General features: G+C 70.2%; 13 protein-coding genes. 11 read left to right on the forward strand and 2 right to left on the reverse strand.

The window, feature by feature from the left end; translation table 11 throughout:
* Nucleotides 1–65 precede the first annotated feature (65 nt).
* Nucleotides 66–1,220 (reverse strand): LysM peptidoglycan-binding domain-containing protein, encoded by a 1,155-nt coding sequence (locus ACEYYH_RS08735; protein WP_374978192.1) that lies wholly within the window; start codon nucleotides 1,218–1,220, stop codon nucleotides 66–68.
* Nucleotides 1,221–1,435: 215 nt separating this feature from the next.
* On the opposite strand from ACEYYH_RS08735, the gene ACEYYH_RS08740 reads away from it, so the two are divergent.
* On the forward strand, nucleotides 1,436–1,786 hold the full coding sequence (locus tag ACEYYH_RS08740; protein WP_374977804.1) for an Rv2175c family DNA-binding protein: 351 nt from the start codon (nucleotides 1,436–1,438) through the stop codon (nucleotides 1,784–1,786).
* A gap of 2 nt (nucleotides 1,787–1,788) precedes the next feature.
* Here ACEYYH_RS08740 and ACEYYH_RS08745 read toward each other — a convergent pair whose 3' ends face one another.
* On the reverse strand, nucleotides 1,789–2,883 hold the full coding sequence (locus ACEYYH_RS08745; protein ID WP_374977805.1) for a polyprenyl synthetase family protein: 1,095 nt from the start codon (nucleotides 2,881–2,883) through the stop codon (nucleotides 1,789–1,791).
* A 63-nt stretch (nucleotides 2,884–2,946) separates the two neighbouring features.
* On the opposite strand from ACEYYH_RS08745, the gene ACEYYH_RS08750 reads away from it, so the two are divergent.
* The 10 genes from ACEYYH_RS08750 (at nucleotide 2,947) to ACEYYH_RS08795 (ending at nucleotide 14,083) form a co-directional block, all read left to right on the forward strand.
* Entirely contained in the window at nucleotides 2,947–3,312 is a 366-nt protein-coding gene (locus ACEYYH_RS08750) for a DUF3040 domain-containing protein (protein WP_116193695.1), read from the forward strand.
* A 198-nt stretch (nucleotides 3,313–3,510) separates the two neighbouring features.
* Nucleotides 3,511–3,942 carry a division/cell wall cluster transcriptional repressor MraZ gene (gene mraZ / locus ACEYYH_RS08755; RefSeq protein WP_056367092.1) on the forward strand — a complete coding sequence of 144 codons (432 nt, stop codon included), beginning with the start codon at nucleotides 3,511–3,513 and terminating at the stop codon, nucleotides 3,940–3,942.
* A 105-nt stretch (nucleotides 3,943–4,047) separates the two neighbouring features.
* Entirely contained in the window at nucleotides 4,048–5,013 is a 966-nt protein-coding gene (gene rsmH / locus ACEYYH_RS08760) for a 16S rRNA (cytosine(1402)-N(4))-methyltransferase RsmH (RefSeq protein ID WP_374978193.1), read from the forward strand.
* Nucleotides 5,013–5,612, forward strand: coding sequence for a hypothetical protein (locus ACEYYH_RS08765; protein WP_374977806.1), 600 nt, complete (start codon nucleotides 5,013–5,015; stop codon nucleotides 5,610–5,612). Before rsmH ends, ACEYYH_RS08765 begins: the two co-directional genes overlap by 1 nt.
* Nucleotides 5,613–5,680: 68 nt before the next feature.
* On the forward strand, nucleotides 5,681–7,465 hold the full coding sequence (locus tag ACEYYH_RS08770) for a peptidoglycan D,D-transpeptidase FtsI family protein (protein WP_374977807.1): 1,785 nt from the start codon (nucleotides 5,681–5,683) through the stop codon (nucleotides 7,463–7,465).
* 26 nt (nucleotides 7,466–7,491) lie between these two features.
* The gene (murF, locus tag ACEYYH_RS08775; protein ID WP_374977808.1) at nucleotides 7,492–8,907 is read left to right on the forward strand and encodes a UDP-N-acetylmuramoyl-tripeptide--D-alanyl-D-alanine ligase; all 1,416 of its coding nucleotides are present in this window, start codon (nucleotides 7,492–7,494) and stop codon (nucleotides 8,905–8,907) included.
* Nucleotides 8,904–10,016: a phospho-N-acetylmuramoyl-pentapeptide-transferase gene (gene mraY, locus ACEYYH_RS08780; protein ID WP_374977809.1), complete on the forward strand. Its 1,113-nt coding sequence runs from the start codon at nucleotides 8,904–8,906 to the stop codon at nucleotides 10,014–10,016. The genes murF and mraY overlap by 4 nt, the downstream gene beginning before the upstream one ends.
* The gene (gene murD / locus ACEYYH_RS08785; protein WP_374977810.1) at nucleotides 10,013–11,593 is read left to right on the forward strand and encodes a UDP-N-acetylmuramoyl-L-alanine--D-glutamate ligase; all 1,581 of its coding nucleotides are present in this window, start codon (nucleotides 10,013–10,015) and stop codon (nucleotides 11,591–11,593) included. The genes mraY and murD overlap by 4 nt, the downstream gene beginning before the upstream one ends.
* Nucleotides 11,571–12,818: a putative lipid II flippase FtsW gene (ftsW, locus tag ACEYYH_RS08790; RefSeq protein WP_374977811.1), complete on the forward strand. Its 1,248-nt coding sequence runs from the start codon at nucleotides 11,571–11,573 to the stop codon at nucleotides 12,816–12,818. Before murD ends, ftsW begins: the two co-directional genes overlap by 23 nt.
* Nucleotides 12,819–12,997: 179 nt before the next feature.
* Complete coding sequence (locus ACEYYH_RS08795) at nucleotides 12,998–14,083, forward strand: glycosyltransferase (RefSeq protein WP_374977812.1); 1,086 nt, start codon at nucleotides 12,998–13,000, stop codon at nucleotides 14,081–14,083.
* The last annotated feature ends 12 nt before the right edge of the window (nucleotides 14,084–14,095 follow it).

Consider the following 14,095-nt stretch of genomic DNA (forward strand, 5'->3'; position numbering starts at 1 on the left):
CTACGGATCCGTGCCTGCGAGCCGGCGGAGCGGCTCACCCGCGAGACCGCAATGTGACCCGCACGTCACCGAAGCGCGGCGAGCCACGAGTAGGCCGAAGCCTCCCACTTCGCGTACGCGTCGGGGTATGCCGAGATCTGCACCGCCTGGGCCGCCTGCGTGAAGGTCAGCTTCTCCCAGCCGGGGATGTCGAGCAGACCGCGGGTCCTCGAACCGTTGGGGTCCCCGGCGCCGCCGAAGAAGGCGCGCGTCGCGCGCGCGGCATCCTGCACCTCGGCGGGGGTGCCCCAGCCATAGCTCGGGCGCTGCTGGAACAGGCCGAGCGAGTCGCGGTCGCCCCACGTGACGTTGCGCAGCGACGACTCCTGCATCGCGGTCCCGAGGGCGATGGCGATACCGCGGTCCGAGACGCCGAGCTCGCGCCCGATGCGCACGATCAGCTGCGCGTTGGAGACCTGCTCACCGGAGAGGCCGGGGATGGACGACGCTGCGGCCGGGATCTTGATGGTCTGCCCGGGGTAGATGATCGACGACCAGCCGAGCCCGTTGGCCGAGAGCACCGCGTTCGTCGTCACGCCATACCGCTTCGCGATGGAGCTGATCGTCTCGCCCGCGGCGATGGTGTGCGAACCGCCCGCCGTCGCGTTGGGCGCGGGAACGGGCGCCGGCGCGGGTGCAGGAGCGGGAACGGATGCTGCGGGCGCGGCCGCGCCGGGGATCTTGATGGTCTGTCCCGGGTAGATGATCGACGACCAGCCGAGCCCGTTGGCCGAGAGCACCGCGTTCGTCGTGGTGCCGTGGCGCTTGGCGATCGCACTGATCGTGTCGCCGCGCTGCACGGTGTACGTGCCGGTGGACGGGGCCGGCGCGGGTGCCGCGGGTGCCGGAGCGGCGGCCGCCGCGCTGAGCGTGAGCACCTGGCCCGGGTAGATCGTCGACGACCAGCCGAGCCCGTTGAGGGTGAGCACGTCGTTCGTGCGCAGACCGAACCGCGCCGCGATGCGGCTCACGGTGTCGCCGCGCTGCACGGTGTACGTCGCGGGGGCGGCCGCGGCCGCGGCCGTCACGCGGACGGTGGGCAGGGCGGTCACGCGGGGAGCGCTCACGGCAGCGGCGCCAAGCGTGCGCGGCACGCTCAGGGGCGCAGCATCCGTCGTCGCGGCGTTCGCGGGCACCGCCGACAACGTCAGCGCGATCGAACCGGCGACCGCCACCGGGATGCCGGCGAAGATCGCTCGTGACGGTGTGCCTCCGTGGTCGACACGACTCCTTGCATTGCGTACCTGTCGCACGAGTTTCCCCCCTCAGTCGACTTCGAGAACCGTGTCACGGATGTTTATTGGTGTCAACTGGTGTTAATAAGGGAGGTTTCTGTTACTCGTGTGACCAAAGTGCGGTGGACGAGCGCTCGATCCGATCTGAGATAGTTGCTTTCGTGACCTCTGACGCCGCCCCGCGCTTCGAGACCGACTGGCTCACCCTGCCTGACCTCGTGGAGGTGCTCGGCGAACCGCTCGGCCGCGTGCGCCGACTGCTCGACGAGTACTACCTCGTCGGGTCCAAGCGCGACGGCGTGTTGAAGGTGCCGTCCGTCTTCGTGGTCGACGGGCACCCGCTGCCGTCGCTGCGGGGCACCGTGTTCGTGCTGCACGACGCCGGCTTCTCGGACGACGAGGCGATCGACTGGCTGCTGACCTCCGAGGACACGATCGGGATCGCGCCGATCGAGGCGCTCCTCGCCGGTCGCAAGAGCGAGGTCCGCCGGGTCGCCCGCACTCTGGCCTGAGCTCAGGTCGTGCGGACGGTCGCGGCGCGCGCGAGATCGCGCAGCTCGCCCACGGCCGCGTTGCCGAGCCGTGCGCCCGACAGGGCGCGATCGGCCTCGTGCGCGTAGTCGGCGATGAGTCGCTCGACGCGGTCGAGGGCGCCGGTGTCGACGATCGTCTGCTGCAGGGACGCGATCTGCGACGCGTCGAGGTCGGGGTCGCCGACCAGCTCGTCGACGATCCGCCGCGCGGTGGGGGCCAGCGCCTCCCGCGCGAACGCGATGAGCACCGTGCGCTTGCCCTCGCGCAAGTCGTCACCGGACGGCTTGCCGGTGGCGGCCTCGTCGCCGAACACTCCGAGCACGTCGTCGCGCAGCTGGAACGCCATGCCGAGCGGGTGCCCGAACGCGGCCAGCGCCGCCGCCTGTGCAGCATCCGCCCCCGCGAGCGCCGCGCCGATCGCGAGCGGCTGCTGCACGCTGTAGCGCGCGGACTTGAACGATGCCACGCGCAGCGCGCGCTCCGCGTGCTTGTCGTCGGGCTCGCCGGCGAACGCCGATTCCTCGGCGACGTCGAGGAACTGGCCGAGCGTGACCTCGCGGCGCATCAGGGCGTACTGGCTCCGCGCTGCCGCCGCGCGGTCGGGTGAGGTCTCGGCGAGCCCTTCCTCGAGGAGGTCGTCGCTCCACGCCACGAGCAGGTCGCCGAGCAGAATCGCGGCTGAGCGGCCGAAGGCGTCGGCGTCGCCGAGCCAGCCCGAGCCGCGGTGTCCGGCCTCGAGGGCGCGATGCGCCGACGGACGGCCGCGTCGCGTGTCGGAGTTGTCGATGAGGTCGTCGTGGACGAGCGCCGCGGCGTGGAACACCTCGAGGGCGGCGGCCGCGGCGATCACGGGGGCGGGGGCGGCGCCGGCGGGGCCCGAGGCCTCCTCCACTGCCCTCCACCCGGAGATGCAGAATCGTCCGCGAAGGCGTTTTCCGCCAGTGACGGCATCCGCTCCCGCGGTGACGAATCGGGCCGCCTCGGGGCCGGCATCGGCCGCACTCTGACGTTGAGCCGAGATGAACATGTCCACTCGCTGGGAAATGGCTTCGATCGGCGAGGCGGAGGCGGACACGGGCCTAGCCTAGTGAGGAACGGCACGCGTACAATCGAGCCACCGAAGTACAGAGGGGGAAGCATGCCACTCTCCGAACAGGAGCAGCGCCTGCTGGACGAGATGGAACGCCATCTCATGCGCAACGACGCGGATGTCGTCAGCGCGCCCCGCGACGGACGCACTCTGAGCTATCGCAACATCGTCTACGGCACGATCCTCGTGCTGCTCGGGCTGGGCGGTCTGATCGTCGGGGTATCGCAGCAGTTGATCGTCGTCGGCGTGATCGGCTTCGTCGTGATGCTCGGCGGGGTCCTCCTCGCCGTCACTCCCGGGCGTGGTCCCGGCAAGGTGAGAGTCGAACCCGACCGGCCCGCCAAACCCCAGAACAGCTCTTCGTTCATGGATCGCATGAACGATCGCTGGGACAAGCGGCAGGAGGAGCGCTGAGCGTCCCCGCCGCCTGAACCGGCACGAGAAGCACCGACCTTTGGGTCGGTGCTTTTTTTGTTGCCCGCACGCCGCCCATACGTGTCTCCGGGAGGGGAGCGGGGGAGCGTCAGATCACGAATTGGTAGCGAAGTGGAGGAGAGTGGAGTAAAGTGGCGCACAACCCGGGGGGCCGGACGAAGGGGGTGTGATGTACCGATGCTTTTGGGCACGCACACACCCAAGCTCGATGACAAAGGGCGCGTCATCCTTCCGGCGAAGTTCCGCGACGACCTTGGTGGGGGTGTCGTCGTGACGCGCGGACAGGACCGCTGCCTGTACGTGTTCAGCGAGAAGGAGTTCGAGCGGGTGCACGACCGCATCCGTGAGGCGCCGCTCGCGAACAAGCAGGCGCGTGACTTCCTGCGCATGTTCCTCTCGGGCGCGAGTGCCGAGAAGCCCGACAGTCAGAACCGCATCACGATCCCCCCTCCGCTGCGCGCATACGCCGGCTTGGAGCGCGACCTCGTCGTCACCGGCGTAGGCGCCCATGCCGAGATCTGGGACGCCACGGCGTGGAACACCTACGCCGAGGCCAACGAAGAGAGCTACGCCGAGCTGGAGCAGGAGGTGATTCCGGGCCTGTTCTGAGCCCTCGGCCGTGACTCCCAGCTGCTCGTGCCCTGACGCCACTTCCCCGGTGCCAGGTCGGAGCGGATGGGGATCAGGGCTTGGGGCCAGGACCGCCAGGCGATTATGAATCTGCGTGACATCCACACCCCCGTCATGCTCGAGCGCTGCATCGAGCTGCTCGCGCCGGCCCTGGAGCGCGACGGCGCCGTCTTCGTCGATGCCACGCTCGGCATGGGCGGCCACTCCGAGGCGTTCCTCCTGCGCTTCCCGAAGCTCCAGCTCGTGGGCCTCGACCGCGACACCGACGCCCTGCGCATCGCGGGGGAGCGCCTCGCCCCGTTCGGCGACCGCGTGCACCTCGTGCACACCGTCTACGACGGGATCGCGGATGCCGTGACCTCGAGCGGTTTCGCGGCGGCCGACGGCATCCTGTTCGATCTGGGCGTCTCGTCGCTGCAGCTCGACGTCGCCGACCGCGGGTTCGCGTACGCGCAGGACGCACCGCTCGACATGCGCATGGACCAGTCGGCGGGCACGACGGCCGCGGACATCCTCGCGACGTACGGCGAGGGCGACCTCCGCCGCATCTTCGAGCGCTACGGCGAGGAGAAGCTCGCGGGCCGCTACGCCCGCGCGATCATCGCGGCCCGCGCCCAGGCGCCGATCGAGCGGTCCGGCCGGCTCGTCGAGATCCTGCAGGCGGCGACTCCGGCCGCCGCCCAGCGTACCGGCCACCCCGCCAAGCGCGTGTTCCAGGCGCTGCGCATCGAGGTCAACCGCGAGCTGTCGGTGCTCGAGCGTGCGGTGCCGTCCGCGCTCAGCATCCTTCCCGTGGGCGGCCGCATCGTGGTGCTCTCGTATCAGTCGCTCGAAGACAGGCTCGTCAAGCGCGCCCTCGCGGACGCCTCGGCGTCGACCGCACCGAAGGGGCTGCCGGTCGAGCTGCCCGAGCATGCCCCCAAGTTCCGGCTGCTCGTCAAAGGTGCCGAGCTCGCCACCGACGAGGAGCGCGCGGTCAACCCGCGCGCCACGCCGGTGCGCCTCCGAGCCGCGGAGCGCGTGCGGCCCGAGCACGCGGAGGGAGCCTGATGAGCACGATCGTGAACACCACCACCGCTCGCCTGAGAGGTGCCGCGGCCCCGGATCGATCGGATGCTGCGCGCCGCCGCCTGCGGGTGCTCGACGCGCCGGCCCGCCGGCGTCGCCCGAAGCTCTTCTACGGCATCGTCGCCGTGATGGGGGCGTTCCTCATCGCCGCCGCCCAGATGTCGCTGTCGATCATGACGACGCAGGGCACATACGAGATCGCGGCCCTGACGAAGGAGCAGCGAGACCTCACCTATGAGAAGCAGATCCTCTACGACGACGTCGCGGGGCTCAGCTCGCCGCAGTATCTGGCCGCGAACGCGGCGGCGCTCGGCATGGTCATCAACGAGGCGCCCAGCTACCTGCGGCTGAGCGACGGCGCGATCCTCGGTCCGTCCGAGGTCGCGATGGGCACGTCGTCGGTCGATGCGATCGGCCGCGGATCCGTGCCCAACGCGCTCATCACGAACACGCCCCTGGTCACGGTGCCCGACGCGACCATCGACGGACTGCCGGTGGAGGTCGCCCAGACGCCGGACGGCGGAGTCGGCAACACTCCGCCGCCGCTCACGGACGGACTGCCCACCCCGAGCACACACTGAAGCGACGACGCCGAGCCGAGAACCGATCGAGACGCCCCACTGCCCGAGGCGCAGAGCACGAGACGCAGATGACGACACGAAGCACGAGAAGTCCCCGCCGCCGAACCGTCGTGGCCCTGGCCGTCGTCCTCGCGGTGCTCGCGGGGTTCATCGTCCGCCTCGTCGACATCCAGGTCGTGAACGCCGACGACCACATCAAGGACTCGCTCGACGTCGCCTTCGCAGGAGGCCAGACGCTCTACGGCACGCGCGGTGCGATCGTCGACACCAACGGGCAGACGCTGGCGGGCAGCATCCTTCGCTACGACTGCCAGCTGTCTCCGCTCCTCATCACCCAGATCGACGAGCAGGTGCTCGCCGGAGAATCCGACGACCGGCTGTGGGCGGACGTGTCGAACGACGTCGCCGAGATCACGGGTCAGACGCCCGAGGAGGTCCGCGCCATCGTCGGCACCGCTCTCGCCGAGGATCCGAACTCGCAGTACGCGGTGCTGAAGAAGGGCGTGTCGACAGAGCAGTTCCGGGCGCTGGCCGACCTCAAGACGCCGTACATCGCGTGCGTCTCGCACCCCGCGCGCACCTACCCCGACGGAGCGGTCGCCGGCAACCTCATCGGCTTCCTCGGCTCCGACGGCACCCCGCTCGAGAGCCTCGAAGCATCGCAGAACGCCTGTCTCGCCGCGACGAACGGCGAGCGCACATACGAGCAGGGCAAGGACGGCGTCGTCATCCCCGGCACCGAACGGGAGACACCCGCGACGGACGGCGGCACGTTGCAGCTGACCATCGATCGCGACCTGCAGTGGTACATGCAGCAGCTCATCGCCGAGCAGACGCAGAGCATGGCCGCGCAGCGCGGCGGGATCCTCGTCTACGAAGTGAAGACGGGCAAGGTGCGCGCGGCCGCGGAGTATCCGACCGTCGACCCCAATGACTTCGCCAGCGCCGAGGTGAAGGATCGCACGAGCAGCATCTTCCTCGGCACCTTCGAGCCAGGCTCGACCTTCAAGGGCCTGACGGCCGCGACGGTCATCGATGCCGCGGGGCAGACGCCGAACTCCACCGTCGTGGCGTCGAGCCTGGAGAACTTCGACGGCGGCGCGCGGGTGCGCGACTCGTTCCAGCACCCGGCGTACACGTACACGCTCACCGGCGTGCTGATCGATTCGTCGAACGCCGGCATCTCGAAGTTCAGCCAGAAGGTCGACAAGCAGACGCGCTACGACTACTTCACGCGGTTCGGGATCGGCGAGGGCACGGCTTCGGGGTACCCCGGCGAGGGCCAGGGGCTCCTCTACCCGGCGGACCAGTGGGGCGCGCAGACGACTCTCAACACGTCGTTCGGGCAGGGTGTCACCACGACCATGCCCGAACTCGCGCGCGCGTACGGCGCGATCGTGAACGGCGGCGTCAAGATGCCGCTGCAGATCATCGAGTCGTGCACCAAGCCCGATGGCACGGTCGTCGAGCCCGAGGTGGACGAGCCGGTGCGGGTCATCAGCGAGGGCACGTCGGCGCAGATGCGCGAGATGCTCGAGAACGTGTTCCTGCAGGCGCCCTACGCCAAGACCGTCGCGATCCCCGGCTACCGCCTCGGCGGCAAGACGGGTACGGGTGAGAAGAGCGACGGCCAGGGCAACTACAAGCAGGGCGTGTACTACACGACGATGGTCGGCTTCGCGCCCGCCGACGACCCCGAGTACGTCGTCGTCGTCACCCTCGACGAGCCGACGAAGGTAACATCGTCTGCGGCCAACGCGACCGCGTTCCAGAAGGCCATGACCCAGGTTCTCAAGACCTATCGCGTCATGCCCTCGACGACGTCGCCGGAGCTGCTGCCCAAGTTCGGGTAGTGACCCGAGCTTCCGGAGTTCCCCACATGATCGCGCTCAACATCGCCCAGATCGCCCGTGCCGTTTCTGGCGACATCCACCTCGAGAACGGCGACACCCTCGACACCGTCGTGTCGGGGACGGTCGACACCGACTCCCGCCTGATCGAGCCCGGCGGCATCTTCGTCGCCAAGCCCGGAGAAGAGACCGACGGGCACCTGTTCGTCGACGCGGCCGTAGAGAAGGGTGCCGCCCTCGCGCTCGTCGAGCGGCGGGTCGCAGCATCCGTGTCCCAGATCGTCGTGGCCGACGTCGTCGAGGCGATCGCGGCGCTCGCGCGCGAGGTCGTGAAGACGGTTCGGGATGCTGGGGACCTGCGCGTCGTCGGGATCACCGGGTCGAACGGCAAGACGACGACGAAGAACCTTCTCGCCCGCATCCTCGAGGGGGAGGGCGAGACCGTCTCGCCGAAGGCGTCGTTCAACAACGAGGTCGGTGCGCCGCTGACGATGCTGCGCGTGACCGACACCACGAAGTACCTCGTGAGCGAGTTCGGGGCGAGCGCGCCGGGCGAGATCGCCCGACTCGCGGGGCTCGTCGACCCCGACGTCGGCGTGGTCCTCATGGTCGGCATGGCCCACGCGGGCGGCTTCGGCGGCATCGAGGCGACGTTCCACGCCAAGTCCGAGCTCGTTCGCGCGCTGAGCGCCGGGGGAACGGCCGTGCTCAACGCCGACGACGCGCGTGTGGCCGCGATGGCGCCCATCGCCACCGAGCAGGGCGCGAGCGTGCGCTGGTTCGGCCGCGGCCCCGCGGCCACCGATGTGCGTGCCGACGACGTCGTGGTCACGGCAGCCGGAACCTCGTTCACCGTGACCGCGGACGGCGTCTCGCTGCCGCTGCGCCTGCGGGTGCTGGGCGAGCACCACGTCATGAACGCGCTGGCGGCGATCGCCGCCGCGACGACGCTCGGAGTCTCACTCGCCGACGCCGTGGCGCGCCTCGAGACCGTCGAGATCGCGGAGCGGTGGCGGATGCAGCCCCTGGGATCGGAGCGCGTGCGCATCATCAACGACGCGTACAACGCGAGCCCGGACTCGATGGCGGCGGCGCTGCGCACCCTCGCCCAGATCACGGGGCCCGGAGAGCGCACCGTCGCCGTGCTCGGCGCGATGAGCGAGCTCGGCGAGTACGCCGAGGAGGAGCACGACCGCGTCGGCCTCTTGGCCGTGAGGCTCGGCATCCAGCGCATCGTCGTCGTGGGCGACCCCGCCCGGCGCATGTTCCTCGAGGCCGTCGCGCAGGGCTCGTGGGACAACGAGGCCGTCTTCTTCTCGACCGCCGACGAGGCGTTCGACTATCTGCAGGGCGAGCTGCGCGACGGCGACCGCGTGCTGGTGAAGTCGTCGAACTCCGCCGGGCTCCGGTTCCTCGGCGATCGTCTGGGAGAATCGTTCTCGTGAGATCACTCCTTACCGCGGCGGCGATCTCGCTGGCATTCACCCTCTTCCTCACTCCCGTGTTCCTGCGGCTCTTCCGCAAGTGGGGCTGGGGCCAGGTGATCCGTACTCCCGAAGACATCCGAAACCCCAACCACCAGACCAAGCGCGGCACGCCCACGATGGGCGGCACGATCTTCATCGTCGGCACGATCGTCGGGTACCTGGTCGGGTGCTACGTCGGCAACAACCCGCCGACGGTCTCGGGCCTGCTGGTGATCTGGATGATGGTCGGTCTCGGTGCGGTCGGCTTCATCGACGACTACATGAAGGTGCGTCAGCAGAAGTTCATGGGTCTGAGCGGCTGGCGCAAGGTCGCCGGACAGGTCGCCGTCACCGTGCCGTTCGGCATCGTCGCGCTGAACTTCCCCAACCAGTTCGACCAGACGCCGGCGTCGCCGTTCATCTCGGTCTTCAGGGACGTGCCGGCACTGGGGTTCATGACCCTCGGGCTCATCGCCGGCTGGATACTGTACCTCGCGTGGATCACGTTCATCGGCGTCGCGTTCTCCAACAGCACGAACGTGACCGACGGCCTCGACGGCATGGCCGCGGGTGCGGCGATCTTCGTCGTCGGCGCGTACAGCCTCATCGCGTTCTGGCAGTTCAACCAGGCCTGCTGGGGAGGCGACACGCTGTCGGCGGCGGCGAAGGCCGCGTGCTACCCGACGCGTGACCCGTTCGACCTCGCGATCATCTCGGCGTCCTTCGTCGGCGCGCTGGTCGGCTTCCTCTGGTGGAACGCGCCCAAGGCCAAGGTCTTCATGGGCGACGTGGGCTCGATGGCCATCGGCGGCGTCATCGCCGCGATGGCGATCCTCACCCGCACCGAGCTGCTCGCGGTTCTGGTCGCCGGCGTCTTCATCATCGGCCCGGGCTCGGTGATCCTGCAGCGCCTCTACTTCAAGATCACGCGCGGCAAACGCCTCTTCCTCATGAGTCCGTTCCACCACCACCTCGAGCTGCGGGGCTGGTCGGAGGTCACGATCGTCGTGCGCATGTGGATCATCGCGGGCCTCCTGGCGGTGTCGGGCGTCGGATTCTTCTACGTCGAATGGCTCTCTCGCACATGACCTCGGATCGCCTCCGCGCCCTCACCAGCTGGAACGCCGACTGGAAGGGCCTGCGGGTCGCCGTGCTCGGCCTGTCGGTCACCGGCTTCTCCGTCGCCGACACGCTCGCCGAGCTCGGCGCCGACGTCCTCGTCGTGACCGAGAAGGCCGACGAAGAGTACGAGCGCCTGCTGCCCGTCATCGGCGCACGCCTGTGGACGGGATCGCTCGAGTCGGTGCCCGCCGAGCTCATCGAGTTCGCGCCCGAGGTCGTCGTGGCGTCGCCGGGCTTCGCGCCGCAGCATCCGCTCATCTCCTGGGCGCGGGAGAACGGCATCGCGCTGTGGGGCGACATCGAGCTCGCGTGGCGCGTGCGCGACAAGGTGGTCCGGGCGGACGGCACCCCCGCCGACTGGATCCTCATCACCGGCACCAACGGCAAGACCACGACCACGCGCCTCACGGCCACGATGCTCGTCGCGGGCGGCCTGCGCTCGGCGCCCGTCGGCAACATCGGCACCCCGGTTCTCGACGCGGTGCGCGACCCCTCGGGGTTCGACGCGCTCGTGGTCGAGCTGTCGAGCCACCAGCTCTGGTACCTCGGGCTGCAGGACTCGCCCGATCCCGTGTCGCCGCACGCCGCGGTGTGCCTGAACCTCGCCGACGACCACCTCGAGTGGCACGGGTCCTTCGAGGAGTACCGCGCGGCGAAGGCGCACGTGTACGACAACACGCGCGTCGCCTGCGTCTACAACAAGGCGGATGCGGCGACCCAGGCGATGGTCGAGGACGCCGAGGTCGTCGAGGGCGCCCGCGCCATCGGCTTCGACCTGGGTGTGCCGGGCCCGAGCGACCTGGGCGTCGTCGAGGGCATCGTCGTCGACCGCGCGTTCCTCGAGGACCGGCACAAGAGCGCGCTCGAGCTGACCACGGTCGAGGAGCTCGCCTCCCTCGGGCTCGCGGCTCCGCACATCGTCGCGAACATCCTGGCCGCATCGGCGCTCGCGCGATCGCTGGATGTCGCGCCCGCGGCGATCCGCGACGCGCTGCGCGGGTTCCGTCTCGACCCGCACCGCATCGAGGTCGTCGCGCGCCACGACGGCGTCACATGGGTCGACGACTCCAAGGCCACCAACCCGCACGCCGCGGCCTCGTCGCTCGCGGCCTACCCGGGGGCCGTGTGGGTCGTCGGGGGACTCCTCAAGGGCGTCGACATCGCCGAACTCGTCTCGGGCCGCGGCGCCGGGGCGAAGGCGGCGATCGTCATCGGCCTCGACCGTACGGCGGTCGTCGCCGCGTTCGAGCGACACGCGCCGGCGGTGCCCGTGTTCGAGGTGGACGCCGATGAGACTGAAGAGGTCATGGCGCAGGTCGTCGAACTGGCGGCAGGGGTGGCGCGTGACGGGGACGTGGTTCTGCTCGCTCCCGCTGCCGCATCCTTCGACCAGTTCGCGTCGTACGCGGACCGCGGCCGCAGATTCGCTGCGGCGGTGAGGGAACGGATCGGAACGGGGGACCCGGGTGACCACGACGCAGCCGCCTCGGGCCCGACCGACGCGCCCCGCCGCGACGACAGTGGCGACGACGAGCGAGGCTGACAAGCCCGCGCGCCGCGGCCTCGCCGCCCGTGTATCGCTCGGGCGTGTGTTCGCGCCCGTGCCGAGCGAGTTCCTGCTCATCGCCTCGACGGCGCTGCTGCTGACGGTCTTCGGGCTCGTCATGGTGCTGTCGGCGACCTCCGCGACGGCGACGGCCGCGGGCGAGGCGCCGTGGGAGATGGTGCTCAAGCAGGTGGTCTTCGCGGTCATCGGCATCCCGCTGATGTTCATCGCCAGCCGCCTGCCGGTCGCCTTCTGGAAGAGGGTCGCGTGGCCCGCGCTGATCTTCGGCGTCGCCTTCCAGCTGCTGGTCTTCACGCCCCTCGGCCACGGCGCCGACGGCAACCGCAATTGGATCACGATCGCGGGCTTCCAGGCGCAGCCGTCCGAGTTCCTCAAGCTCGGCCTCGCGCTCTGGGTCGCGTTCGTGCTGTTCCGCAAGCGGACCCTGCTCACCAAGTGGCAGCACGTGTTCATCCCGCTCGTGCCCGTGGCGGGCCTCGCGATCGCGACGGTGCTCGCCGGGGACGACCTCGGAACGGCGATGATCCTCGTGCTCATCGTGCTGGGCGCGCTGTTCTTCTCCGGCGTCAAGCTGCGCATCTTCGTGCTGCCCGCGATCCTCGCCGCGGGCGCCGTGGCGTTCCTCGCGGTGACGAGCCCCGACCGCATGCGCCGGTTCATGAGCTTCCTGAACCCGAACTGCCTCGACGACTACTTCAACGACTGCTATCAGCCGCTGCACGGTATCTGGGGTCTCGCAAGCGGCGGGATCTTCGGCCTCGGTCTCGGCAATTCGCGCGAGAAGTACGACTGGCTCCCCGCCGCCGCGAACGACTACATCTTCGCGATCGTGGGGGAGGAGCTCGGGCTCATCGGCTGCGCGGTCGTGCTGGCGCTGTTCGCCCTCTTCGCGGTCGGCGCATTCCACGTCATCCGCAAGACCGACGACCCGTTCGTGCGCATCGCCGCCGGCGGCATCACGGTGTGGATCGTCGGCCAGGCGCTCATCAACATCGGCGTCGTGCTGCGGGTGTTCCCGGTGCTCGGCGTGCCCCTGCCCTTCATGTCGCAGGGCGGTACCTCGCTGCTCTCGGTGCTGCTGGCGTGCGGGGTGCTGCTCGCGTTCGCGCGTTCGCTGCCCGCGTCCGTGGCCCGTCGCGAGGCGGCCATCGCGTCGGCCCGCGCCGCGCGCGAGCGCGCGAAGCTCCGCGCCGTCCGCTGAGACGGGGTTCGCCGTCAGGGGAACCCGGGTTTGGGGCGCGATTTCTTCATTGGGGCGGAGTTTCTGCGCCCCGACGGACGAAACGCGCCCCAAGCCCGAATGACCCGGGCTTTGGGGCGCGTCCCGTGCGGTCGTGGTGCGCCCCGAACTTGGTGGGCGACCCCGGGTAGGCTCGGGGAGTGACGACGTACCTTCTCGCCGGCGGTGGCACCGCCGGCCACGTCAACCCGCTCCTTGCCGTCGCTGACGCGTTGCGCGCGCGCGACCCCGAGGCCGAGGTGCTCGTGCTCGGCACCCGTGAGGGGCTCGAAGCGCGGCTCGTTCCCGAGCGCGGCTACGAGCTGCTGTTCGTCGACAAGGTGCCGTTCCCGCGCCGCCCGAACAAGGCGGCGGCCGCGTTCCCCGCACGCTTCCCGCGGGCGATCTCGCAGGTGCGGGCGCACATCGCGCAGCGCGGCGTCGACGTCCTCGTCGGCTTCGGCGGCTATGCGTCGGCACCGGCCTACGTCGCGGCCCGGCGCGAGAACGTGCCGTTCGTCGTGCACGAGGCGAACGCCCGCCCGGGACTCGCGAATGTGCTCGGCGCCCGCAGGGCGGCCGGTGTGGGCGTGGCGTTTGAGGGGACTCCGCTCAAGCGCTCGAAGGTCGTGGGAATGCCGCTGCGCCGCGAGATCGTGGCGCTCGACCGCGACGCGCTCCGCGAGGAGGCCGCCGCGTACTTCGGGCTCGATCCGGCGAAGCCGGTGCTCCTGGTCTTCGGCGGCTCGCTCGGCGCCCAGCGCCTGAACGCCGCCTTCGGCGAAGGTCACGACGAGGGCTGGCGCGCGGTCGTCGACGCCGGGTGGCAGCTGCTCCACGTCACCGGCGAGCGCTCCGAGCTCGTCGATCCCGACGCGCCCGGGTACGCCGTGCGCCGCTACGTCGACCGCATGGACCTCGCGTTCGCCCTCGCCGACTTCATCGTGTCGCGCGCGGGCTCGGCCACCGTCAGCGAGATCAGCGCCCTGGGCATTCCAACCGCCTACGTGCCCTACGCAGTGGGCAACGGCGAGCAGGCGCTGAACGCCTCCTCCGCGGTCCGTGCGGGCGCGGCGATCCTGATCCCGGATGCCGAGTTCACGGGCGACCGTGTGCGGTCGGAGGTCGTGCCGCTCCTGACCGACGAGACCCGCCGCGCGGCGATGGCGGCGGCGGCAGCATCCGTCGGCACCCGCACCGGAACCGAGAACGTCGTCGCCATGATCGACGACGCGCTGCGCGCCTGAGACGATCTCACT

This window comes from Microbacterium trichothecenolyticum (genome assembly GCF_041938625.1).
Lineage (GTDB): Bacteria > Actinomycetota > Actinomycetes > Actinomycetales > Microbacteriaceae > Microbacterium > Microbacterium trichothecenolyticum_D.

Excerpts from the sequence above, each read along its gene's own strand:
- rsmH (WP_374978193.1), top strand. The coding sequence starts at position 4,048 with ATGAATCTGCGTGACATCCACACCCCCGTCATGCTCGAGCGCTGCATC.
- ACEYYH_RS08765 (WP_374977806.1), top strand. The coding sequence starts at position 5,013 with ATGAGCACGATCGTGAACACCACCACCGCTCGCCTGAGAGGTGCCGCG.
- mraZ (WP_056367092.1), top strand. The coding sequence starts at position 3,511 with ATGCTTTTGGGCACGCACACACCCAAGCTCGATGACAAAGGGCGCGTC.
- ACEYYH_RS08750 (WP_116193695.1), top strand. The coding sequence starts at position 2,947 with ATGCCACTCTCCGAACAGGAGCAGCGCCTGCTGGACGAGATGGAACGC.
- murD (WP_374977810.1), top strand. The coding sequence starts at position 10,013 with ATGACCTCGGATCGCCTCCGCGCCCTCACCAGCTGGAACGCCGACTGG.
- murF (WP_374977808.1), top strand. The coding sequence starts at position 7,492 with ATGATCGCGCTCAACATCGCCCAGATCGCCCGTGCCGTTTCTGGCGAC.
- ACEYYH_RS08770 (WP_374977807.1), top strand. The coding sequence starts at position 5,681 with ATGACGACACGAAGCACGAGAAGTCCCCGCCGCCGAACCGTCGTGGCC.